Origin of the sequence: Parageobacillus thermoglucosidasius (genome assembly GCF_001295365.1) — a bacterium.
Lineage (GTDB): Bacteria > Bacillota > Bacilli > Bacillales > Anoxybacillaceae > Parageobacillus > Parageobacillus thermoglucosidasius.
The window spans coordinates 3,354,889-3,378,119 of the sequence record NZ_CP012712.1 but is presented as its reverse complement, the minus strand read 5'-3'; the positions used below and the strand labels follow the sequence as shown (position 1 = coordinate 3,378,119).

Below are 23,231 nucleotides of genomic sequence, written 5' to 3'. Positions count from 1 at the left end.
AAAAAGGGGAGAAAAGCTATGCTTCACCGTTATTTGCCGATGACAGAAGAAGATAAACGGGAAATGCTGAACGTGATTGGCGTTGATTCGATTGATGATTTATTTGCCGATATTCCGGAAAGCGTGCGTTTTCGCGGCGAGTTAAATATAAAAAAAGCGAAATCGGAAGTGGAACTGTGGAAAGAACTGTCCGCGCTTGCCGCGAAAAACGCAGATGTGAAAAAGTATACGTCCTTTTTAGGAGCAGGAGTGTACGACCATTATATCCCGGCCATTGTCGATCATGTGATTTCGCGTTCGGAATTTTACACGGCGTATACCCCGTATCAGCCGGAAATCTCGCAAGGTGAATTGCAAGCGATTTTCGAGTTTCAAACGATGATTTGCGAGCTGACGGGGATGGATGTGGCCAATTCTTCCATGTATGATGGCGGCACGGCGCTGGCGGAGGCGATGCTATTAAGCGCAGCGCATACGAAAAAGAAAAAAGTGCTGCTGGCAAAAACGGTGCATCCGGAATATCGCGGTGTCGTGAAAACATATGCAAAAGGGCAGCGGCTTCATGTGGTGGAAATTCCGTTTCAACATGGCGTTACCGATTTAGAAGCGCTAAAGGCGGAAATGGATGATGAGGTTGCTTGCGTCATCGTTCAATATCCTAACTTTTTCGGACAGATCGAGCCGCTGAAAGACATCGAACCGGTTGCCCATAGCTGTAAAAGCATGTTCGTTGTCGCGAGCAATCCGCTTGCACTCGGCATCCTTGCCCCGCCTGGAAAATTTGGCGCGGATATCGTCGTCGGAGATGTCCAGCCGTTTGGCATTCCGATGCAATTTGGCGGACCGCATTGCGGCTATTTTGCTGTCAAAGCGGAACTAATGCGGAAAATTCCAGGCCGCCTTGTCGGGCAGACGACTGATGAAGAAGGGCGGAGAGGATTCGTATTGACACTGCAGGCGCGCGAGCAACACATTCGCCGCGATAAAGCGACGTCCAATATTTGTTCAAACCAAGCGCTGAACGCGCTCGCCGCCTCGGTGGCAATGACGGCGCTTGGCAAAAAAGGCATAAAAGAGATGGCGACGATGAATATCCAAAAAGCGCAGTATGCGAAAAATGAATTAGTGAAACACGGATTTGCTGTGCCGTTTACTGGCCCGTTTTTTAACGAATTTGTCGTCTGTCTGGCAAAACCGGTGGCAGAAGTAAACAAGCAGCTGCTGCGAAAAGGAATCATCGGCGGCTATGATGTCGGCCGCGATTATCCGGAATTGCAAAATCATATGTTAATTGCGGTGACCGAATTGCGGACAAAAGAAGAAATCGACATGTTTGTTAAAGAATTGGGGGATTGCCATGCATAAAGATCAGCCACTTATTTTTGAATTAAGCAAACCAGGCCGCATTGGCTACAGTTTGCCGGAATTGGATGTTCCAGCGGTCCGTGTCGAAGAGGTTGTCCCGGCTGATTATATCCGCACAGAGGAGCCGGAACTTCCAGAAGTGTCCGAACTCGATATTATGCGCCATTATACCGCGCTGTCCAAGCGGAATCACGGCGTTGATTCCGGCTTTTATCCGCTCGGTTCTTGCACGATGAAATACAATCCGAAAATCAATGAAAATGTCGCCCGCCTTGCGGGATTTGCCCATATCCATCCGCTTCAGCCGGAAGAAACGGTGCAAGGAGCGCTCGAATTAATGTACGATTTGCAAGAGCATTTAAAAGAAATCACCGGGATGGACGCGGTGACGTTGCAGCCGGCGGCGGGAGCGCACGGCGAATGGACGGGGCTGATGATGATTCGCGCCTATCATGAGGCAAACGGCGATTTCCAGCGGACGAAAGTGATTGTTCCTGACTCGGCCCACGGTACCAATCCGGCTTCCGCAACGGTCGCCGGCTTTGAAACCATCACAGTCAAGTCGACGGAAGACGGGCTGGTTGACTTAGAAGATTTAAAACGCGTCGTCGGTCCGGATACAGCGGCGTTGATGCTGACAAACCCGAATACGCTCGGCTTATTTGAGGAAAATATTTTAGAAATGGCAAAGATCGTGCATGATGCTGGCGGCAAACTGTACTATGACGGAGCCAATTTAAACGCGGTGTTAAGCAAAGCAAGACCGGGAGACATGGGCTTTGATGTCGTGCACCTCAATTTGCATAAAACGTTTACCGGCCCGCACGGCGGAGGCGGCCCGGGATCCGGCCCGGTTGGGGTGAAAGCAGATTTGATCCCGTTTTTGCCAAAACCGGTCGTAGAAAAAGGGGAAAACGGATATTATCTCGATGATGACCGCCCGCAATCCATCGGCCGTGTGAAGCCGTTTTACGGCAATTTCGCCATCAACGTCCGCGCTTACACATATATTCGTTCGATGGGGCCGGAAGGTTTAAAAGCAGTGGCGGAATATGCCGTCCTTAATGCCAATTACATGATGCGCCGTCTCGCCGAATATTATGATTTGCCGTATGACCGCCATTGCAAGCACGAATTTGTCTTGTCCGGCAAACGGCAAAAGAAACTTGGTGTCCGCACGCTCGATATCGCCAAACGTTTGCTTGATTTCGGCTTCCATCCGCCGACGGTATATTTTCCGCTTATTGTCGAGGAATGCATGATGATCGAGCCGACGGAAACGGAATCAAAAGAAACGCTCGATGCGTTTATTGACGCGATGATTCAAATCGCCAAAGAAGCGGAAGAAAATCCGGAAATCGTCCAAGAAGCGCCGCATACAACAGTCGTAAAACGGCTCGATGAAACAAAAGCGGCTCGTAAACCGATTTTGCGCTACCAAAAGCAATAAAAGAAATGTTGCAAACGATTCATTCCGCTAGGAATGGATCGTTTGTTTTTGTATATTAATGGTAGACAGAAAAATAAGAAAATAATATAAGGAAGTGAAAAAGGTGCTGATCGGCTACATACAAGAAATCATGCGCTATCCTGTCAAATCGTTTCAAGGGGAAAGTGTGCAAAAAACGCGAGTGATGGATTACGGGCTGTATGGCGACCGAAGCCACGCATTTTTGGATGAAACGAGGCCGGGGAAGTTTTTAACGATTACGCAATTTCCGGAAATGACCCAGTACCGCGCGAAATTTAGCGGTGAAGAAAGTTTAGAGGAATATCCGGCCGTGGAAATCATTGCCCCAGACGGGATTTGTTATCAATGGGGCGATGCAGAACTGGCGAAAGAAATCGAAACAAAATCCAAACGGAAAGTCTCCCTTATTCGCTATGCTCCTGATCGCGTTCCTCTTGGGGCAATTGAAGAAGAACATATTCAAATCGTAACGGACGCTTCTGTGCAAAAGTTGTCGGAAATATGGGGAAAACAGGTCGACTATCGGCGGTTTCGCCCGAATTTATTGTTGTCATTAGTGCATAAAGTTCCTTTTATCGAAGAAACGTGGTTTGGCCGGCGCCTGAAAATTGGCAAAGAGGTTGAAATCCAGATAAAACGGCATTGCGAACGGTGCATGATTATTACTGTTGATCCGGAAACAGGGGAAAAAGATCCTTCGCTATTAAAAACAGTCGTGCAACACCGGCGCAATTGTTTTGGTGTTTATGCCACCGTCATCAAGACGGGAGAAATTCATGCCGGTGACGAAGTGCATCTTTTAGGTTAATGGCGGCAGGATACGGACTTGTTTCGGAATATCTTAAACAAGCAAGTTCCTTTCGCCGCAAAAATGTAAAAGAAAGGGATTCATCTGTTTTTTATTGACAGAAAAACTATGTTAGTTTAGTATATAAACTAATGTAATGAAACAGAAACAGTGATTCATTTTTATGTTTGCACATCATCGGAGGCAGAAAAGACGGGGCAACACCGATTGAATGGGGTGCGGAATCCGCGTTGGCTGTGGGCGCTTGGCGGATCATAGGAAAAAGTAAACGTGTGTTTGCATATGTCATGTCCCAGAGATAAACTTTTTATACAGCCGCTCAGAGGTTGATCCGCCTGTTTAGGCGGCATACTAAAAAGGTTGCAGAAGGAATGAGTGAATATGGTGCGAACAGGAAATATAGGACTCGTCAAAAAAATCAATAAACAGATCGTATTAAAGCTGATTCGCGAAAAAAATAACATTTCGCGGGCGGAGATCGCCAAAATCACCGGATTAAACAAGGCGACGGTCTCTGCGTTAGTCGATGAATTAATTTCCGAACATTTTGTCAGTGAAAGCGGAATTGGCGTTTCCACCGGCGGACGCCGGCCGCTTATGCTTCGTTTTAACGAAGCGGCAGGCTCATTAATCGGCATAGAGTTGGGGGTTAACTACATTTATGCCGTATTAACAGACTTAAACGCCGAGATCATTTGGCAAAAGATGGTCCACTTCCGCGCCAATGAAACGCAGGAAACAATCATGGAAAAAATGATCGCGATGATTCATGAAGCCATCCGCCATGCGCCAGCTACTCCGTATGGAATCATGGGCATCGGTATTGGCGTGCCGGGGATTGTGAACACAGAGGAAGGAGTTGTCATATTTGCCCCAAACCTTCATTGGGATCATGTTGCCCTTGCTTCCATTCTGCAAAAACAATGGCCGGATTATCCGATTATTATTGAAAACGAAGCAAAACTGGCGGCGCTTGGCGAGAAATGGTTTGGCGCGGGCAAAGAGTTTGCCAATTTTGTATATGTTAGCGCCGGAACCGGGATTGGCGCCGGGATCATCATTCACAACCAGCTGTACCGCGGTACCGATGGCATTGCCGGCGAAATCGGCCATCATGTCATTGACATTCATGGCGTTCGCTGCAGCTGCGGCAATAACGGATGCTGGGAGATGTACGCGTCAGAAAAATATATTCAACGCCGGCTCGAGCAGGAAAATCATCATTCCATGCTAGAAGACTTTTCCGTAGAAAAAGTGCGTGCATTGGCTGAGCGCGGCGACAAGCAAATGGCGCAAATATTGGCGGAGGTCGGCCGCTACTTGGGGATTGGCATTTTACATATCATTTATGCCTATAACCCGGAAGCCGTCATTGTCGGCAATACGATTGGCACGGCAGGCAAGTGGGTGCTGGAGCCGGCACGGGACGAAGTCGCAAAAAGGATATTGGTGAAAAATGGGGGCGGCCCGTTCATTATTCCATCGCAGCTATCGGAAAAAAGCTGTGCAATTGGCGCCGTGGCTTCCGTATTAGAAAAAGTAGTGATGCCTTCGGAGTTAGAAGTCATTTCATAGCAGTCTAATCAGGTGTCCTTAATGTTTTTAGGCACCTTATTTCTTTGTTTTGGAAGGTGGCTATGGCAAAAAGAAAGATGGAAGCCGTGGATGGCTTCCATCTTTCTTTTTGCCATTAAGCTTTTTTCTTAATTTTCCCCGTCCACTTTTTAAAACCGCCTTTTAAATGGTACAAATCGCGATAGCCTTTGCGGTACAGCATTTGCGCGGCGCGGCCGCTGCGCAGCCCATTTTGGCAATATAAGTAAATTGGCTGATCTTTTCGCAACTCTTTCATGCGCATGCGCAGTTGGGTCAAAGGAATATTGCGCGCCCCTAAAATATGTCCAGCCGCAAACTCCTCCGGTTCGCGGACGTCAATTAATTGCGCTTTGCGGTAACCGGCGCGAAATTCTTCTTCCGTCAACGCTTTCACCATTTTCCGCTGCATCAAGTAGGTGACAACCGAATAGATGATAATCGCGCCGAGAATGATCAATAGTGCTTTCACAAGCCAGTCCTCCTTTTTGTACGTTCGCTAACATCTATTATATAAAGGTTGCTATGTGGAAGCAAAGCATTTTCGTAGCAGCGCCATGAAAGAAAAGAGGGGCTTCTTTTAACGATACAGCGTTTTTCTTTCCATCATTCGGATTGTTTGTTAAACTAGTAGACGCAAACTTAAAACAAAGAAGGGTTGAAAGATGGCGAAAGAAGTTTGGCGTTTTATCGATTCTGGATACGGTTCTCCTTCGTTTAATATGGCGATGGACGAAGCGCTTTTAGACTGGCATAGCGAAGGAAAAATCCCGCCGACGATTCGCTTTTACGGCTGGAATCCGCCGACACTATCGATCGGGTATTTTCAAAAGGTCGAAAAAGAAATTGATTTGGAAGCGGTAAAACGACACGGCCTTGGATTTGTAAGACGGCCAACAGGAGGGCGCGGCGTCCTTCATGATAAAGAGCTAACATATAGTGTCATCGTTTCCGAAGAGCATCCCAACATGCCAAAAACGGTGACGGAAGCGTACCGGGTGATTTCGCAAGGAATTTTAGAAGGATTTCGTTTTCTTGGATTAAACGCTTATTTTGCCGTGCCAAGAACAGAAGAAGAAAAGGCGGATTTAAGAAGCCCAAGATCTGCCGTCTGTTTTGATGCGCCATCATGGTATGAGCTCGTCGTCGAAGGCCGCAAAATCGCGGGAAGCGCGCAAACGCGGCAAAAAGGAGTTATTTTGCAGCATGGCTCGATTTTGCTGGACTTAGATGAAGAGTTGCTTTTCAGCCTGTTTAAATACCCAAATGAACGGGTAAAAGAGCGCCTGCAGCGCAATTTTAAAAATAAGGCGGTTGCGATTAACGAATTGACCGACCGCAAGATTACGATCGAAGAAGCGAAAGAAGCGTTTTATAAAGGCTTTGAAAAAGGACTTGACATTGTCTTAGAACCGTATACGTTATCCCAAGAAGAACTGGAGTATGTCAACGAATTGGCGCGGACGAAATATGAAAGTGATGAGTGGAATTTCCGGCGTTGATGGGATTGGAGCCATGATAAAAAGATGGGATTTTCGCGCTTTTCTCTTTTTTTTTCGCCGTTTTTGATGTTTTTTATTTGACAAAATGAAAATGTTTTGGTCTAAACACAATATATAGTATGATTTCAATAAAAAACATACTATATATTGTTTTTTTGTGGCTGATATGGTAAGGTAAAAAAGACAGGACATGCAGACAGAAAAATGATGAATAAAAAGAAGAGGAGAGATTAGAGAATGACGGTCGCGTCTTCGGAAAAAATGAAAATCAATATCGAAAAGCTGAACGAGGCTATCCGCCTTTTTCCGCAAGTGCATCCCATTACGGCGGACATGAAAATAACGCATAAAGGCGTTTCTCGTTTAGTGATGTTAGATCGCTATTCATTTAAAGATACGGAAAAATTGACGCTGGGTGTCGGTGACTTTGTCGTATTGACGATTAAAGAAGATCCGAAGTTTCCAGCGCGCGGACTTGGCTTTATCGTTGATATTGATTGGGAAGCGAAAAAAGCGAAAGTGCTCGTTGAGGAAGAATATCGGCACGTGCTCGAAGGCGAAGAAGCAGAGACGGGAATCGTCGTCCGCTCCCTTGATGTTATCGACAAACCGCTTGAAATTTTTTATGAGCAAATTGCCAAACGGAATGCAACAGGCTTGGCAGCTGTTGAAAAAACTGAGGAAAAGCGAAAAGAATGGTTTGAAAAATTTTATCAAGAGCTTGTTAGTTTGAACTTTGTTCCAGCGGGACGCGTATTGTACGGAGCGGGATCCGGAAAAGATGTGACATATTTTAACTGCTATGTCATGCCATATGTGAAAGATTCGCGCGAAGGCATTTCCGAGCATCGCAAACAAGTCATGGAAATTATGAGCCGCGGCGGCGGTGTCGGTACGAACGGTTCGACATTGCGTCCACGCAACACGCTAGCGCGCGGGGTGAACGGAAAATCGTCCGGATCGGTTTCCTGGCTGGATGACATTGCGAAATTAACCCACCTTGTCGAACAAGGTGGCTCCCGTTAAACACGCGCCAAACGGCGGGAGTAAAATCTCGCGAATTGCTGGAACCCCCTAAAGCCAACTTGACCACAACGTAGCCGGTGACGGCAGGCGTGATGGTTTAAAAACAAGTTGGATGCAACAATGGGCAACCAGCAGCCAAGCATCTCTGGAAACGGAGATGAAGGTTCAACGACTATTGAAACTTCCTACAGCTCCCCATACAATGAATATAATTATAAAAAGTTTGGAGTGGGGGAGCCATGGAAGGAGTAAATCGTAACACTCGGCAACGAGGTTACGAGGCGCGAGACAAAGAAGAGATGTTAAAAAATTGTTCCATCACCTTATCAACATGGAGATATAAAATTGAAACGCAAATATGAAACATTCTCTTCTTTGATGATATAGTCTGACCTCCGTTCGAAAGACGGAGAGCTAGGCAGAAATGACCTAGCCCACTCGGCGACGAGTGAGTAACAAATAGCGTGGCGCGCAAATGATCATGCTGGCAGACTGGCATCCGGACATTATCGAATTCATCGTCTCAAAAATGCAAAACCCGCGCATTTTGCGCTACTTAATTGAAAACACGGAAGATGAGGGAATTAAAAAAGCGGCGCAAGACAAGCTGAAATTCACGCCGCTTACTGAACGGGAACGCGCGATGTACCAAGCTATCGTCAACTTCAAAAACGTTCCGGGGCACGGCGGCTTCACTGAAGAAATTATTAAAGAAGCCGAAGAAAAATTGCGGACAGGCGGCACATACACGGTACATAACCCGGACTTTTTAACAGGAGCGAATATTTCCGTCTGCTTGACGAAAGAATTTATGGAAGCCGTCGAAAAAGATGAAGAGTATGAACTGCGTTTTCCGGATGTCGAAACATATTCGGAAGAAGAAATGCGGATTTACAATGAAAAATGGCACGAAGTCGGCGATGTGCGTGAATGGGAGAAAATGGGGTACCGTGTGCGCGTTTACCGCAAAATTCGTGCCCGCGAACTTTGGAAGCTGATTAACATTTGCGCGACGTATTCCGCGGAACCGGGCATTTTCTTCATCGATAACGCCAACGAAATGACAAATGCCCGAGCGTACGGACAAAAAGTGGTTGCGACCAACCCTTGTGGGGAACAACCTCTCGCACCATATTCCGTCTGCAACTTGGCAGCCATTAACTTGGCGAATATGGTCGATAAAGAAAAGAAAGTCGTTGACTATGAAAAATTAAAACGCACCGTCGAAATCGGTGTAAGAATGCAAGATAACGTCATTGATGCAACGCCATATTTCTTGGAAGAAAACAAAAAACAAGCGCTCGGGGAGCGCCGCATCGGCCTTGGCGTTATGGGATTGGCGGATTTGCTTATTTATTGTGAAAAAGAGTACGGTTCCGAGGAAGGAAACAAACTTGTCGATGAATTGTTCAAAACGATTGCGACGACTGCGTACCGCGCTTCCATTGAATTGGCGAAAGAAAAAGGCAGCTTCCCGTTCCTTGTCGGGAAAACCGAAGAAGAAACGCAAAAACTTCGGGAGGCGTTTATTAACACAGGCTATATGAAACGGATGCCGGAAGATATCCGCCAAGATATTTTGAAATATGGCATTCGCAATTCACACTTACTGACTGTCGCTCCGACGGGATCGACGGGAACGATGGTCGGTGTGTCGACCGGCCTTGAGCCGTATTTCTCATTCTCATATTACCGGAGCGGCCGCCTCGGCAAATTTATTGAGGTAAAGGCAGATATTGTTCAGGAATATTTGGACAAACACCCGGAAGCAGACCCGAACAACTTGCCGCACTGGTTTGTGACCGCGATGGATTTATCGCCGGAAGCGCATGCCGATGTGCAATGCATCATTCAGCGCTGGGTGGACTCTAGCCTTTCGAAAACAGTCAACGCTCCGAAAGGATATACTGTTGAGCAAGTGCAAAAAGTATATGAACGCTTATGGCGCGGCGGCGCAAAAGGCGGCACTGTGTATGTGGACGGAAGCCGCGACGCGCAAGTATTGACGCTGAAAGCGGAAGAAAACAATCTTGAAGAGCAGCTTGAACTGCTTCCAGAAGAGGAAGAGGAAAAAGAAACGAAACGCGCCGTTGTTCTCGTCGACACGATTCAAGACTTGCGGACAACGGATGTAACGATCGGCTCCGAAGTTGGCAACATTTGCCCGGTTTGCCGCGAAGGCACGGTCGAAGAAATCGGCGGCTGCAACACATGCACAAGCTGCGGCGCGCAGCTAAAATGTGGATTGTAAACAGGACAAAATGGGATAAAGCGGAAAGCTGGCTTAGTCGGCTGGACTGAGCCAGCTTTTTTCATTCATAAGAGCGGAGTGACAAAAATATAGTAGTATGAGGCGTCATATTGACTAGGGGGAGGATAACCATGCTGATCCATATTGTACAGAGAGGAGAAAACCTATGGGCGATTGCCCAGCGCTACGGAGTGCCGCTCGAGCAGATTGTCACGGCCAATGGGTTGAGAGATGCCAACCGCCTCACGGCCGGGCAGGCGCTCGTCATTCCCGTTCCATACCGCTATCATACCGTTCGTTCAGGAGAAACGTTATGGACGATCGCCAGGCGCTACGGCATTTCGCAAGATGCGATTGTTCAGGCCAACCGAATCAGCAATCCTTCTGTCCTTTATCCGGGAACGGTTCTTCTTATTCCGCCAAGAACACACACGGTGCAGCGCGGAGAAACGCTGTCGCAAATCGCCGAACGTTATGGGACGACTGTGCAAGACATTCTGCGAGCCAACCGGATTGCCGATCCGAATGTAATTTTCCCCGGCATGGTATTAACGATTCCGCATTCTAAGCCGATCATTGAAGTAAATGCATTTACGATTGATTCAGGGGAACAAGGAGCACAGCAAGTACGGGAAGTAGGACGCCATTTAACGTATGTCTCTTTGTTTGCGTATACGATCAGAGAAGATGGCGGACTCCAACCGTTTGATGACGCAGCCATCATTCAAGCGGCAACCGCAGAAAGGGTTGTGCCGGTGATGGCGATCACTAATTTTACATATCAAGATCCGGGATCAAGATTGGCGCAGACGATCCTTTCCAATGTACAACTACAAAACCGGCTGCTTGACAATATTGTCCGTACGATGCGGGAAAAAGGGTACCGCGGGTTGAATATTGATTTTGAAAACGTCTATCCGACGGATCGCGAGCGGTATAATCAATTTTTGCAGCGTGCTGTGGAGAGGCTTCATCGTGAAGGATACTTTGTTTCGACTTCTCTCGCCCCAAAAACAAGCGGGGAGCAAAAAGGACTGTTATATGAGGCGCATGACTATCCCGCCCATGGGAGAATTGTCGATTTTGTCGTGCTGATGACGTATGAATGGGGATACCGGTTCGGGCCGCCGCAGGCGATTTCCCCTATTCATCAAATAAGAAGAGTGCTTGATTACGCGGTCAGTGTTATTCCAAGAAACAAAATTTTTATGGGGTTTCAAATTTATGCGCGCGACTGGGTGCTTCCGCATGTACAAGGCCAAGAAGCGGAAACATTCAGCCCGCAGGAAGCAGTAGAACGTGCGATCCGCTATGGAGCAGTGATTCAATACGATCCAACTGCCCAATCTCCGTTTTTCCGCTATATCGACAGCCAAGGGCGGACACATGAAGTGTGGTTTGAGGATGCCCGCAGCGCGCAGGCAAAATTTGACTTGGTGAAAGAATATGGGTTAAGAGGAATTAGCTATTGGGTGCTCGGTTATCCTTATCCGGAAAATTGGGTGTTATTAGAAGATAATTTTCGCATTCGCAAGCTATGATCATTGATTCATTCTTGCACCGTTTGTATGGACTCCATTTTTGAACTGATTCGTTTTATAGAATCGCACAAAACATTCTTCGGCATGTCCATGCTCTCACCGGAAACGCCCCTGTACAGTTTGGGCGTTTTTTTCATCTTATGTATTTTTACAACTTTAATTGCTGCACGGTATGCATGTGCCGGGAACCGTTCTTCATGGGTGCCGATTTCCTCTATTTCTCTTTTTTCATTAAGATAAGTGGCAAACGCCATTAGTTTGCCGGCGTGCCGATTGATATGCCCGAAGGCTGGAAAGAAAGGAATTTTTAATTGTTAGAGCGGTTGTCCGAAAAGCCGGGAAAAACCGGCCCGTCGGTTTACTATTTGAATTGATTCAGTTCCGATTCAAAAACGTTATCCGAACATAAAACTTGATTTGGACATGAATGTAAACGCAAGGATCAACGAAGCCGGAATGACGGTGCAAACTGTTCAAGATGACAATGCGCCGCTATATCGCCAAATTTTTTCTGGCAGAAAAAGTACAATATTTTGCGTAATTCTTGCCATTTCAAGTCCTCATGATATAATAATGATGATTGTTATTTTTTTTTACAATGGTTTTACGGGAGGGGACAAAAATTGCCGACACCAAGCATGGAAGATTATATCGAACAAATTTATAATCTCATCGAAGAAAAAGGATATGCGCGCGTATCAGATATTGCTGAGGCATTGTCCGTGCATCCCTCCTCTGTGACAAAAATGGTGCAAAAATTGGACAAGGATGAATATTTAGTTTATGAGAAATATCGCGGTTTAGTGTTGACAGCGAAAGGAAGGAAAATCGGCAAGCGGCTTGTGTACCGCCATGAGCTGCTTGAGCAGTTTCTGCGCATTATCGGTGTCGATGAGGAAAACATTTATCATGACGTCGAAGGCATTGAACATCATTTAAGTTGGAACGCGATTGACCGCATCGGTGATCTAGTGCAATATTTCCAAGAAGATCCAAAGCGCATTGAAATGTTGCGCAACATTCAAAAACAAAACGAACAAGCAGAAGAGTAAGGCGAGTCTTACTCTTTTTTATTTATCGATGGCAAGCCTCCCGGTTCTTAAGCTTTCCGCTTAAGGAATGAGATGATGCATCAGACGGGGAAGGGGCATCTGCACATAATCGGCCAAGTGGCAGAATGGAGTTAAAATCCGCTTTTCAACCAGTGAGATAAAATTTATCGGCAAGGTAGATGTTTTTTGCTTTGTTAGTGGAGTACTAAATCGCGTTTTTCCCTCTTACATATATACAAACGGGAAGTAAGGGGGGAAAGGCGTGGACATTGACATCGTATTTTCCGGCGGCGGGATTAGAGGGTTTGCCCTCATTGGCGCTTACGAAGCGATTGAAGCGAAAGGACTTCGCTGGAGACGGCTTGCCGGGACGAGCGCAGGCTCGCTCGTTGCCGCATTGATTGCTGCGGGGTATACAAGCAAAGAGATGATCGATTTGCTTGATGAGTTGGAGCTCAGGTATTTTCTTGATGAGCGAAAATGCCTTTTTCCTTTTCCAATGTGGAAATGGTTACGCATTTATTGGCGGATGGGGCTTTATAAAGGAGAGGTGTTTGAACAATGGGTAAATGAGGTGCTGGCAGCGCGCGGTGTCAAAACGTTTGGCGATTTGCCAAAGGAAAGTTTATCGATTGTTGCGTCAGATGTGACGAACGGAAGAATGCTTATTTTGCCGGATGATTTGCCGCAATATGGAGTGAATCCGGCGGCATTTTCCGTGGCAAAAGCAGTAAGGATGAGCACGAGCATCCCCTATTTTTTTGAACCAGTAAAATTGCAGACGAAGGAAGGAGGATGCATCGTCGTAGATGGCGGTGTGCTCAGCAATTTTCCGCTTTTTTTATTTGATGAGGAAAAACAGGTGAAAAAAAGGCCAGTGCTTGGCATACAGTTAAGCGTGAAGCTCTCGGAAAGACCTAAGCGGAAAATCAACAATGCCGTTCAATTGTTTGAAGCGCTTTTTAGCGCCATGAAAGAGGCGCATGATACTCGCTATATTTCCCGGCGCCACGAAAAAGATATTGTGTTTCTTCCTGTCGAAAATGTTTTTTTCACCGAATTTTCCCTTACTCCAGAAACTCGAGACCGCTTGATTCAATATGGAAGAGAAAAAACTGAGCGGTTTTTAAAAAAATGGACGTATTAAAACAAGTGAAGCGTGAAAACTTAATCATATTATTGTGCGGAAAATTCCTTTCTGTTCTATTGAATCATCAGAAAATCTATGCAGTTTCTTAGACCTTCATCTGCTAGGATGTGAGGAAATTGCGGGCAAAAATAAAAAAGAATCAAGCTAAAAAGACGCTCGATTCTTTTTTTTGCCCTTTTTTCCTTCGATGACGGTTAAATGAGTCGTTGCCGTCCGCTTTTTTGGCAGGCGTTTCGTTTTTGGGGCCATGCTTTTTGTTTTTTGTTTGCGAACCGCTTGAGGATGGAGTTTTTTCGATTGGCGAACCGCTTTTAAATAAGCAAGATGATCTTTATTGATGCGCCGCTTGTAAACAAAATGGTAGAAAATATATATTACTGTGATCACAAGAAGGATGAACATCGCGCTTTGAAACAGAGCAGTCGGCTCTTCAAAAATGGTGTATATTAAACCGAACACGCCGAAAAAAAGGGCAATCCCAACAAGCGGATGAATGGAACCGCGCCGCAATAAACCCACCCCCTTATATTGTTACTGAACAGCTTTTTTTTCGATTTCCATGTTTTCTTCTAAACGGAGCAATTCTTGAAAGGAAGCGATAGCCACTTCGACTTGGTCATCCGTCGGTTCTTTGGTGGTGAGAAGCTGCAGCCATAAACCAGGGTAGCCAAGCCAGCGCAAAACAGGGACATCGCGCAATTTATTCGTAAACTGCAATACTTCAAACGAAATGCCGAGCACGACCGGGATGAGAGCGAGCCGGTTCATCACTCTTAACCAGAGAGGGTCTGTTGGAACAAACATATACACGAAAACGCCGACGATGACAGTAAATAAGATAAAGCTGCTGCCACAGCGGTAGTGAAGCCGGGATGAGCGCTGGACGTTCTCTACCGTGAGCGGCAGCCCCGCTTCAAATGCGTTGATCACTTTATGTTCCGCGCCATGATATTGAAAGACGCGTTTGATGAGCGGAGTCAAAGAAATGAAGTAAATATAAGCCAGCAGCAAAGCGAGCTTAAACATTCCTTCCACGAAAATTTGCGCCATTTTGGTGGGAAACAACGGTTTTAAAAATGCTGCTAAAAATACTGGAACGAGCGTAAAAATCGTTTTGGCGAACAAAAATGACAGCACGCCGACAACCGCGGCGCCAAGAACGATGGAGAGTTTTGACGGATGCGTTTTTTCTTCCCGCGGAGCTTCATCGTTTTGGTCCAGTTCATAACGCTCGCTGGCAAATTGCAAATGTTTGGCGCCGTTTGCGCTCGCTTCAATCATCGCGACAATTCCGCGAATAAACGGAATTTTTTTGAGAAACGCCAGCGTCGGATTCGTGTGGCGCGGCACATGAAAGTATTCAATAGAACGGTCTTTGCGGCGAATCGCTGTGACAGAGTGCGCTTTTCCAGCAAACATGACCCCTTCAACCACTGCCTGGCCGCCGTATATTGGTTTTGTTATGTTTTGCATTGTTGACAACACCAACCTGTTTTTTTCTTTTCTAATTTTATTCTACAAGAATCGTCTCGAAACCTCTAGATTGGTGCAGTAATTATTGTTTCCAAAAATTTCAACGTTTACACATATGATATTACGCTTTTTCACGTTATATTCAGTTTGTGATCGGCCATACTACTACCTAACAGGGAGGTGAAAAGCAGTATGGCGGAAAATCAGGCGCAATTTGAGCAAAATAAGCGGGAACGCCCGATGTCTCTTCTGATGAAAGCCGTGATTACCGGATTTGTCGGCGGAGTGTTTTGGAGTCTATTAGGATATTTAGCCTACTTTTTTCATTTTACAGAAATCAGTCCAAATATGCTGCTGATTCCATGGGTTGCGGGTGACTGGAAATACGGAAAGCTAGGAAATTACGTCGCTATTTTTCTCATCGGATTATTATCTATATTAGTTGCCCTTATTTATTATGTTGCATTAAGGCGAATTAGAGGGATGTGGGCAGGGGTTTTGTATGGTTTTATTTTATGGTTTATCGTATTTTGTGGGTTAAATCCGCTTTTTCCGAATTTGGAATCCGTCGCGTGTTTAGAGCGGAATACGATTATTACGACGCTTTGCTTATACATTTTATATGGGGTTTTCGTCGGATATTCGATTTCGTTCGAGACGCAAGAAATGGACAGGCAGACACAATCGTCGTCGGCAAATAAGTAGTGTGAGGCGGTGCGTTTTTGTGGTAAAATAATGAATGTTTAAATATTTTTTGGTTTATTGAAGGGGTTATGAACATGGCGCATCTTCTTCTCATTAACGGTCCGAACTTGAACCTCCTCGGCAAGCGGGAACCGCATATTTATGGAAGCACAACGCTCGACAGCTTGGAACAGGAGTTAATCTCGTTTGCCAATGAGCATGGCGCAGCGTTAACATGTTTTCAAAGCAATCATGAAGGAGCGATTATTGATCGCATTCACGAGGCGGAAGGAAAATATGACGGCATCATTTTAAATGCCGGCGCGTTCACTCATTACAGCTATGCGATTCGCGACGCCATCGCCAGCATTAGCATCCCGGTGGTGGAAGTACATATTTCCAATATTCACGCGCGCGAGCCGTTTCGCCACCAGTCTGTCATCGCCCCGGTTGTCGCCGGGCAAATTGTTGGGTTCGGGCTGGCAGGATATCGGCTAGCTATTTTAGCATTATTAGAAATAAAGGGAAGAGGAGATAAATGATGGGAAAATTAGAGAAATTGCGTGCGTTGTTTGCTGAATATGACATTGATGGAATGCTTGTAACAAATCCGTATAATCGCCGTTACATTACTGGCTTTACCGGAACAGCGGGAGTCGCTGTCATCAGCCAGGACAAAGCGGTGTTTATTACGGATTTCCGTTACATCGAACAGGCATCCAAACAAGTGCAAGGTTTTGAAATTGTGAAACATACCGGACCGATCGTTGAAGAAGTCGCAAAGCAAGTTGCCCGCCTCCACATTCAAAAGCTCGGCTTTGAGCAAGAAGACGTTTCTTACGCGACGTTCAAAGCATATGAGCAAGCAGTGAACGCTGAACTCGTTCCAACGTCGCTTGTTGTTGAAAAGTTACGCTTGATTAAGTCGGAATCAGAGATTAAGATATTAAAGGAAGCGGCGGCAATTGCTGATGCGGCGTTCGAACATATTCTTTCTTTTATCCGACCAGGTGTCAAAGAAATTGAAGTCGCGAATGAGTTAGAATTTTTTATGCGCAAACAAGGTGCGACTTCTTCTTCGTTTGATACGATTGTTGCATCTGGCTATCGCTCCGCATTACCGCACGGAGTGGCAACCGATAAAGTCATCGAAAAAGGAGAGCTCGTCACCCTTGATTTTGGAGCATATTACAACGGATATTGCTCTGACATAACAAGAACAGTGGCAGTGGGCGAAATTAGCGATGAGCTGAAAACGATTTATAACATTGTGCTTGAGGCGCAATTGCGCGGCATGAAAGGGATAAAGCCGGGCATGACCGGAAAGGAAGCAGATGCGCTTACGCGTGATTACATTACGGAAAAAGGCTACGGAGATTATTTTGGCCATTCGACTGGCCACGGGATAGGATTGGAGATTCACGAAGGACCGACGCTATCTGCCCGTTCCGATGTCGTGCTGGCGCCGGGCATGGTCGTCACTGTAGAGCCAGGCATTTACATACCGGGGCTTGGCGGCGTGCGCATTGAAGATGATACGGTTGTCACGGAAAACGGTAATGAAGCGCTGACTCATTCGCCAAAAGAGCTTATCATTTTATAAACTCATGTGTGGGAGGATTTTAACGGATGATTTCAGTAAACGATTTTCGTACAGGATTAACGATTGAAGTAGATGGCGATATTTGGCGTGTCATCGAGTTCCAGCACGTCAAACCTGGTAAAGGAGCGGCGTTTGTCCGTTCAAAACTTCGCAATCTGCGCACAGGCGCGATTCAAGAAAAAACGTTCCGCGCCGGCGAAAAAGTTAACCGCGCGCAAATCGATACGCGCAAAATGCAATATTTATATGCCAACGGCGATCAGCACGTATTCATGGATATGGAAACATACGAACAAATCGAACTTTCTTCGCAACAAATTGAATATGAATTGAAATTTTTAAAAGAAAACATGGAAGTTTACATCATGATGTATCAAGGAGAAACCATTGGTGTTGAACTTCCAAACACCGTTGAATTAAAAGTAGTAGAAACAGAGCCTGGCATTAAAGGCGATACTGCTTCTGGCGGATCAAAGCCGGCAAAACTGGAAACCGGCCTTGTCGTTCAAGTTCCGTTCTTTGTCAACGAAGGCGATACGCTCATTATCAACACAGCGGATGGGACATACGTTTCCCGCGCCTAATGTTGTTTGCCCCTTGCGCTTGGCGCGGGGGCTTTTTTGCTGTTTGCACCATTTTTTATATCAAAGTAATGTGCTGACAAGCATGGTGCCGGGCATTACTAATCGATCCGGAGCCTCTTTTGCCAGCGAAAAAATTTCAAGAGCTACAATATCCCCCTGAGCGAAAATGGTATGAAAATTTCCTTCCTCCAATATTTCTTCTCCGCTTTTATTTTCATTATGGAACGATTTCTGCATTCATGTCCATTATCACTTCTTGAAAGGTTGCGCACATAAAAAATCCTTCTGAAATTCCCGATTCCGGCATACGTTTGTACTAACCACCTATTTTGTAACAGGTTGGACGCGCGCCATCGTTTCGGCAATGGCAATAAGCGGTTATTACGGGCAACGAACTGGATGTCCAAAAGCAGTGGCCTCCCCGCGGTTTTTGCGGTGATGGTGGCCGCAATGGCGGGCTTGCGGACGAGCGATGCATTCTTATTCCCAGCAGCATTTAAGTCATAAATCCGGGTTTTGTTCCATACATATGAACTAGTCCAGCAAGGAGGGAAGGAAATGCAAGCGATATGGGATATACTTCCGAAAACCATTGCCGCCATACTGCGGCAACAGCCTCCTTCATGGCATGAACATGTGGAAGAAATTCGCATAAGGGTGCTCCGCCCGTTAGAAATTATCGTGAAAGGAACGGCTCAATTTCTTCCATACGAAGTAACCCGGGAAGATGGCATGCACTTGCTGAATAAATTGAGCCAATATTCGATTTATGCAATAGAAGAGGAATTGAAGCGCGGATTTATTACCATACAGGGAGGCCATCGTGTTGGACTAGCAGGAAAAGTGGTGACTGAGGGAGGAAGCGTGAAAGCGATTCACCATGTGACATCTTTCAATATCCGCATCGCAAAACAGAAAATCGGCATTGCCGAACCGCTCGTGCCGTATGTGTATGACGGGCGCTGGCATAATACAATGATCATCGGTTCGCCGCAGACGGGGAAAACGACGCTGTTGCGCGACGCGGCGCGAATGATCAGCACCGGGATTCTCGCGCGGCACATTCCATCGCAAAAAGTCGGCATTGTCGATGAGCGTTCGGAAATTGCTGGATGCGTGAAAGGAATTCCGCAATTTCAGCTTGGAAACCGCGTTGACGTGCTCGATGCGTGCCCGAAAGCGGAAGGAATGATGATGATGATCCGTTCGATGAGCCCGGACGTGTTGATCGTGGATGAAATAGGCCGCTCTGAAGATGGCGAGGCAATTTTAGAAGCGGTGAACGCCGGAGTATGCATATGGACAACGGTTCATGGAAGAAATAGGAAAGATGTACTGCAGCGCCCGACCTTGCGCCCGATTATGGAGCAAGGCGTGTTTGAAAGATTTGTCGAATTGACAAATGAACGCGGGCCAGGGACAGTAAGATGCATTACCGATGCGAGTGGCGCGGTGTTGTATGAACGGACGGTGAAAAGCGGATGAAGCTTGCCGGAGCGATTCTTATTTTGCTGACAACAACATGGACTGGATTTGAGGCGGCGCGAATGTTGCATGAACGGCCAAGGCAGCTGCGCCAGCTCAAGGCAGCGTTGCAAGCGTTAGAAGCAGAAATCATGTACGCTCATACTCCTTTGTCAGAGGCGGCCTTGCATATTAGCAAGCAAATATCATTGCCGTTGTCCAAGCTGTTTGAACAGTTCGCCGCCAAGCTGCAAGTTGGCGAAACGAGCGTGCAGCAGGCATGGGAAGAAAGTTTGCAAGAGGTGTGGGGAACGACAGCACTTAAGCAGGGGGAATTGGAAATTATGAGGCAATTCGGTGAAACGCTTGGGCAATATGACCGGCATACGCAGCAGAAACAGATTGCGCTGGCGCTCGTTCACTTGGAGCGGGAAGAGGCGGATGCGCTTGAAAGGCAGGCGCGTTATGAAAAGATGGCAAAAAGTTTGGGGGTTCTTGCGGGACTGCTTCTGGTGATTTTATTGATTTGAACGACTTCCCGCTTTCAAGGAAATAATGGTTTCTCGCCTATTATATAACAGGAGGCAGAACGAATGGGCATGGATGTGGATGTTATTTTTAAAATCGCTGGCGTCGGGATTGTTGTCGCATTTTTGCATACGGTGCTGGATCAAATGGGAAAGAAGGAATACGCCCAATGGGTGACGCTTCTTGGCTTTGTTTACATTTTATTTATGGTCGCCTCGATTGTCAGTGATTTGTTTCAAAAAATTAAAGATGTGTTTTTGTTTCAAGGCTAGGGGGGAACGGCGATTGAAATTTTGCAAATTGTCGGTCTTGGCTTAATTGCGACGTTTTTAGTGGTGTTATTAAAAGAACAAAAATCGAGTGTGGCATTTTTGCTGACGGTATTTGCCGGGTGCGTGATTTTCCTTTTTCTCGTTGATCAAATTGGCGAGATTTTGCGCATGCTGCAAAAAATAGCAACGGATACGAAAATTAATATGATTTATTTTGAAACGATTTTAAAAATTATTGGCATTGCTTACATTGCTGAGTTTGCCGCGCAAATTTCCCGGGATGCCGGCCAAGGGGCGATCGCTTCCAAAATTGAGCTTGGCGGAAAAATTATTATTTTGGCGTTAGCCATTCCCATTTTAACGGCCATTATTGAAACGGTGATTGGCTTCATTCCTTCAACATAATCAGAATGGGAGGTGATCGATTGAAAGTAAAGGCAGTAGCGGTAGTCGGCCTATTTTTCTTCTTTTTTTCTCCATTTGTGGTACAAGCTTCTTCACCGAACGACCAGCTTGTGCAAAGGCAAATAGAACAGCTCGATGTTAGCGAAATTCGGAAATATTGGGAAGAGATTTCCACAGAATACGGAGGTTTTTTGCCGGAAAGCCAAAAAGGGTCACTCACCGAATTTGTAAGCGGAGAAAAACAATTATCGCTAAAAGAATGGTTGATTGCGCTGATGAAATTTCTTTTTTATGAATTGCAGGCAAACGGAAAGTTATTAGGAACATTAATTTTATTAACGGTGTTTAGCATGGTGCTGCAATCATTGCAAAATGCGTTTGCGCAGCAAGCCGTCAGCAAAGTTGCTTATGCGGTTGTTTACATGGTGTTGATGATCATTGCATTAAATAGTTTCCGGGTTGCGATGGATTATGCATTGGATGCTGTCCAGGTAATGAGTCATTTTATGATCGCGATGATTCCGCTGCTCTTGGCATTATTAGCTTCTTCAGGGGGAGTCATATCTGCGGCGTTTTTCCATCCCATTATTCTTTTTCTGATGAATACGACAGGAGCGATTGTCGAATACGTTACGTTGCCTCTTTTGTTTTTGGCGGCGCTGTTAAATATTGTTAGCACGTTAACCGACCATTATAAAGTGACGCAGCTTGCCGAATTGCTTACGAAAATCAGCATGGGGATACTTGGCGCGATTTTGACGGTTTTTCTTGGTGTCATGTCCGTGAAAGGAGCGACGTCAGCAATTGCCGACGGCATTGCGTTGCGGACGGCAAAATTTGTGACGGGAAACTTTGTCCCGGTCGTTGGCAAAATGTTTACCGATGCGGCCGATACGGTTGTGACCGCCTCGATGTTGCTGAAAAATACGGTTGGCATCGTCGGTGTCACCATTTTATTGATCATCGCGGCGTTTCCGGCGCTGAAAATTTTTGCTATCGCACTTGTTTACAAGGTTTCCGCGGCGGTCATGCAGCCTCTTGGAGAAGGGCCGGTTATTTCTTGCCTTAGCATCATGAGCAAAAGCATTGCCTATGTTTTTGCTTCCCTAGCTATTGTATCGCTGATGTTTTTTCTTAGTTTAGTCGTTATCATTACGGCTGGGAACATCACGATGATGGTTCGTTAGAGGAGGAAAATCATGCAGATTGTGATCGAATGGGTGACGAATATTCTTATTTTCATTTTATTTGCCATGATAATTGATTTGCTGCTCCCATCTAGCAATATGCAAAAATACGTGAAAATGGTCGTTGGGCTTATTTTGCTTTTGCTTATGTTGTCTCCGATGTTAAAGTTATTTTCCATCGATCCGGACCGCCTCATCGCTTCTGCCATATCAGACGAAGGGAACCAACAAGAGATGATGAAAAATGAAATCGAAATGAAGAAAAAAGAAATACAAGCCTCACAACGTGCATATATTTTAGAACAAATGGCTGTCCAGATGAAAAACGAAGCGGATGAGGAGTTGATGGAAAAGTATGGATTGAGCGTGGAGAACGTCTCTCTGCAAACAAAAGAAAAAGAAAATTTGCAGATTCCAGAAGATATTGAAATGATTGAAGTAATGCTGGCCAAACAAGAAAAGCTTGGAGAGGTTCAGCCCGTTATTATCGATGCATCAACGCCGACGGATGAACAAGACCACGACCAACGATTGGAAAAAGAAATACGCGCATGGCTGGCAACGAAATGGGAAATACACGAAAATAAAATCGCTGTGCAAATAAAGGGGAGGGAATGGGGGGATGCTCGACTTCATTAAACGATTGTTTTTGCCTGCGAAAAAAGAAACGAAGGAGCAGAAACGAACGCCGTTTTCGTACATGTTTCTTTTATTATTAGCAGGGATAGCACTAATGGTAATGAGCCACTTTGCCAAGGACGAGAAAGCCGTATCAACAAATAAAGAAAAAGTAGAAGAACGTGCGCAACCAACAGAACCAGTGTTTGGGCAACAGCAAGATGCAAAGTCCAAAATCATCGCCGCTTATGAACAACGTTACGAAGAACAGCTGAAAACCGCGCTTGAGGCGATTGAAGGTGTTGAAGATGTGACAGTGGTTGTCAATATTGATACAACAGAAATGAAAATATTGGAGAAAAACCGCGTCACGCAACATCAAACAACAGAGGAAACCGACCGCGAAGGCGGAAAGCGAAAAATTGAAAACCAATCAACTAACGAAGAAGTGGTTGTCATCCGCGATGGGGACAGCGAAACGCCGCTGGTATTAACGACGAAAAAACCGGAAATTCGCGGAGTGCTGGTAGTGGCGAAAGGTGCTGATAATTTACAAATAAAAAAATGGATTGTTGAGGCAGTTACGCGTGTTTTAAATGTCCCAAGCTATCGTGTTGCTGTATTGCCGAAAAAATAATCGGGTTTGTGGGGGAG

Annotated in this window: 23 protein-coding genes and 2 pseudogenes; 21 read left to right on the top strand and 4 right to left on the bottom strand. The window is 45.9% G+C overall.

Features of this window, described 5'->3' with window-relative positions:
• The first annotated feature begins 18 nt into the window (after positions 1–18).
• From gcvPA to AOT13_RS16610, 4 genes are all read left to right on the top strand, one after another.
• Positions 19–1,365 (top strand): aminomethyl-transferring glycine dehydrogenase subunit GcvPA, encoded by a 1,347-nt coding sequence (gene gcvPA / locus AOT13_RS16625; RefSeq protein WP_042383501.1) that lies wholly within the window; start codon positions 19–21, stop codon positions 1,363–1,365.
• Positions 1,358–2,815: an aminomethyl-transferring glycine dehydrogenase subunit GcvPB gene (gene gcvPB / locus AOT13_RS16620; protein ID WP_042383503.1), complete on the top strand. Its 1,458-nt coding sequence runs from the start codon at positions 1,358–1,360 to the stop codon at positions 2,813–2,815. Before gcvPA ends, gcvPB begins: the two co-directional genes overlap by 8 nt.
• Before the next feature lie 103 nt (positions 2,816–2,918).
• Positions 2,919–3,644, top strand: a complete 726-nt coding sequence (locus AOT13_RS16615) for an MOSC domain-containing protein (RefSeq protein WP_003249205.1) — start codon at positions 2,919–2,921, stop codon at positions 3,642–3,644.
• A 381-nt stretch (positions 3,645–4,025) separates the two neighbouring features.
• Positions 4,026–5,219: an ROK family transcriptional regulator gene (locus AOT13_RS16610; protein WP_013400396.1), complete on the top strand. Its 1,194-nt coding sequence runs from the start codon at positions 4,026–4,028 to the stop codon at positions 5,217–5,219.
• A gap of 115 nt (positions 5,220–5,334) precedes the next feature.
• Here AOT13_RS16610 and AOT13_RS16605 read toward each other — a convergent pair whose 3' ends face one another.
• Positions 5,335–5,709 carry a rhodanese-like domain-containing protein gene (locus tag AOT13_RS16605; RefSeq protein WP_013400397.1) on the bottom strand — a complete coding sequence of 125 codons (375 nt, stop codon included), beginning with the start codon at positions 5,707–5,709 and terminating at the stop codon, positions 5,335–5,337.
• A gap of 193 nt (positions 5,710–5,902) precedes the next feature.
• On the opposite strand from AOT13_RS16605, the gene AOT13_RS16600 reads away from it, so the two are divergent.
• The 6 genes and pseudogenes from AOT13_RS16600 to AOT13_RS16570 all read left to right on the top strand — a co-directional run bounded on the left by AOT13_RS16600 (position 5,903) and on the right by AOT13_RS16570 (position 13,756).
• The gene (locus tag AOT13_RS16600; RefSeq protein WP_003249210.1) at positions 5,903–6,739 is read left to right on the top strand and encodes a lipoate--protein ligase family protein; all 837 of its coding nucleotides are present in this window, start codon (positions 5,903–5,905) and stop codon (positions 6,737–6,739) included.
• Positions 6,740–6,976: 237 nt separating this feature from the next.
• Positions 6,977–7,762, top strand: a pseudogene (locus AOT13_RS16595) (ribonucleotide reductase N-terminal alpha domain-containing protein); the annotation flags it as partial.
• Between the two features lie 466 nt (positions 7,763–8,228).
• Positions 8,229–10,016, top strand: a pseudogene (locus AOT13_RS16590) (vitamin B12-dependent ribonucleotide reductase); the annotation flags it as partial.
• A 131-nt stretch (positions 10,017–10,147) separates the two neighbouring features.
• Positions 10,148–11,557, top strand: coding sequence for a glycoside hydrolase family 18 protein (locus AOT13_RS16585; protein ID WP_013400400.1), 1,410 nt, complete (start codon positions 10,148–10,150; stop codon positions 11,555–11,557).
• 623 nt (positions 11,558–12,180) lie between these two features.
• The gene (gene mntR / locus AOT13_RS16575) at positions 12,181–12,609 is read left to right on the top strand and encodes a transcriptional regulator MntR (RefSeq protein WP_003249218.1); all 429 of its coding nucleotides are present in this window, start codon (positions 12,181–12,183) and stop codon (positions 12,607–12,609) included.
• Positions 12,610–12,871: 262 nt separating this feature from the next.
• The gene (locus AOT13_RS16570; protein WP_042383506.1) at positions 12,872–13,756 is read left to right on the top strand and encodes a patatin-like phospholipase family protein; all 885 of its coding nucleotides are present in this window, start codon (positions 12,872–12,874) and stop codon (positions 13,754–13,756) included.
• 147 nt (positions 13,757–13,903) lie between these two features.
• Here AOT13_RS16570 and AOT13_RS16565 read toward each other — a convergent pair whose 3' ends face one another.
• Positions 13,904–14,269 (bottom strand): SA1362 family protein, encoded by a 366-nt coding sequence (locus AOT13_RS16565; protein ID WP_003249223.1) that lies wholly within the window; start codon positions 14,267–14,269, stop codon positions 13,904–13,906.
• A 21-nt stretch (positions 14,270–14,290) separates the two neighbouring features.
• On the bottom strand, positions 14,291–15,232 hold the full coding sequence (locus AOT13_RS16560) for a DUF1385 domain-containing protein (RefSeq protein ID WP_042383508.1): 942 nt from the start codon (positions 15,230–15,232) through the stop codon (positions 14,291–14,293).
• Positions 15,233–15,424: 192 nt separating this feature from the next.
• Between AOT13_RS16560 and AOT13_RS16555 the strand changes: the two genes are divergently transcribed.
• The 4 genes from AOT13_RS16555 (at position 15,425) to efp (ending at position 18,103) form a co-directional block, all read left to right on the top strand.
• On the top strand, positions 15,425–15,937 hold the full coding sequence (locus AOT13_RS16555; protein ID WP_042383510.1) for a YqhR family membrane protein: 513 nt from the start codon (positions 15,425–15,427) through the stop codon (positions 15,935–15,937).
• Between the two features lie 74 nt (positions 15,938–16,011).
• A complete protein-coding gene (gene aroQ, locus AOT13_RS16550) occupies positions 16,012–16,458 on the top strand; it encodes a type II 3-dehydroquinate dehydratase (RefSeq protein ID WP_003249227.1) in 447 nt (148 codons plus the stop codon).
• Positions 16,458–17,519: a M24 family metallopeptidase gene (locus AOT13_RS16545; protein ID WP_003249229.1), complete on the top strand. Its 1,062-nt coding sequence runs from the start codon at positions 16,458–16,460 to the stop codon at positions 17,517–17,519. Before aroQ ends, AOT13_RS16545 begins: the two co-directional genes overlap by 1 nt.
• Before the next feature lie 26 nt (positions 17,520–17,545).
• Positions 17,546–18,103 (top strand): elongation factor P, encoded by a 558-nt coding sequence (efp, locus tag AOT13_RS16540; RefSeq protein WP_003249231.1) that lies wholly within the window; start codon positions 17,546–17,548, stop codon positions 18,101–18,103.
• Between the two features lie 60 nt (positions 18,104–18,163).
• On the opposite strand, the gene AOT13_RS21255 is transcribed toward efp, so the two are convergent.
• Complete coding sequence (locus AOT13_RS21255; protein ID WP_255210101.1) at positions 18,164–18,295, bottom strand: hypothetical protein; 132 nt, start codon at positions 18,293–18,295, stop codon at positions 18,164–18,166.
• A gap of 366 nt (positions 18,296–18,661) precedes the next feature.
• On the opposite strand from AOT13_RS21255, the gene spoIIIAA reads away from it, so the two are divergent.
• The 7 genes from spoIIIAA (at position 18,662) to spoIIIAG (ending at position 23,214) form a co-directional block, all read left to right on the top strand.
• Positions 18,662–19,588, top strand: coding sequence for a stage III sporulation protein AA (gene spoIIIAA, locus AOT13_RS16535; protein WP_013876643.1), 927 nt, complete (start codon positions 18,662–18,664; stop codon positions 19,586–19,588).
• On the top strand, positions 19,585–20,097 hold the full coding sequence (gene spoIIIAB, locus AOT13_RS16530) for a stage III sporulation protein SpoIIIAB (RefSeq protein WP_013876644.1): 513 nt from the start codon (positions 19,585–19,587) through the stop codon (positions 20,095–20,097). The genes spoIIIAA and spoIIIAB overlap by 4 nt, the downstream gene beginning before the upstream one ends.
• A gap of 63 nt (positions 20,098–20,160) precedes the next feature.
• On the top strand, positions 20,161–20,367 hold the full coding sequence (spoIIIAC, locus tag AOT13_RS16525) for a stage III sporulation protein AC (protein ID WP_003249237.1): 207 nt from the start codon (positions 20,161–20,163) through the stop codon (positions 20,365–20,367).
• A 21-nt stretch (positions 20,368–20,388) separates the two neighbouring features.
• On the top strand, positions 20,389–20,772 hold the full coding sequence (spoIIIAD, locus tag AOT13_RS16520) for a stage III sporulation protein AD (protein ID WP_003249238.1): 384 nt from the start codon (positions 20,389–20,391) through the stop codon (positions 20,770–20,772).
• Between the two features lie 20 nt (positions 20,773–20,792).
• Positions 20,793–21,959 (top strand): stage III sporulation protein AE, encoded by a 1,167-nt coding sequence (gene spoIIIAE, locus AOT13_RS16515; RefSeq protein ID WP_042383513.1) that lies wholly within the window; start codon positions 20,793–20,795, stop codon positions 21,957–21,959.
• A 12-nt stretch (positions 21,960–21,971) separates the two neighbouring features.
• A complete protein-coding gene (gene spoIIIAF / locus AOT13_RS16510) occupies positions 21,972–22,598 on the top strand; it encodes a stage III sporulation protein AF (protein WP_042383514.1) in 627 nt (208 codons plus the stop codon).
• Positions 22,582–23,214 (top strand): stage III sporulation protein AG, encoded by a 633-nt coding sequence (gene spoIIIAG / locus AOT13_RS16505; protein WP_042383516.1) that lies wholly within the window; start codon positions 22,582–22,584, stop codon positions 23,212–23,214. Before spoIIIAF ends, spoIIIAG begins: the two co-directional genes overlap by 17 nt.
• The last annotated feature ends 17 nt before the right edge of the window (positions 23,215–23,231 follow it).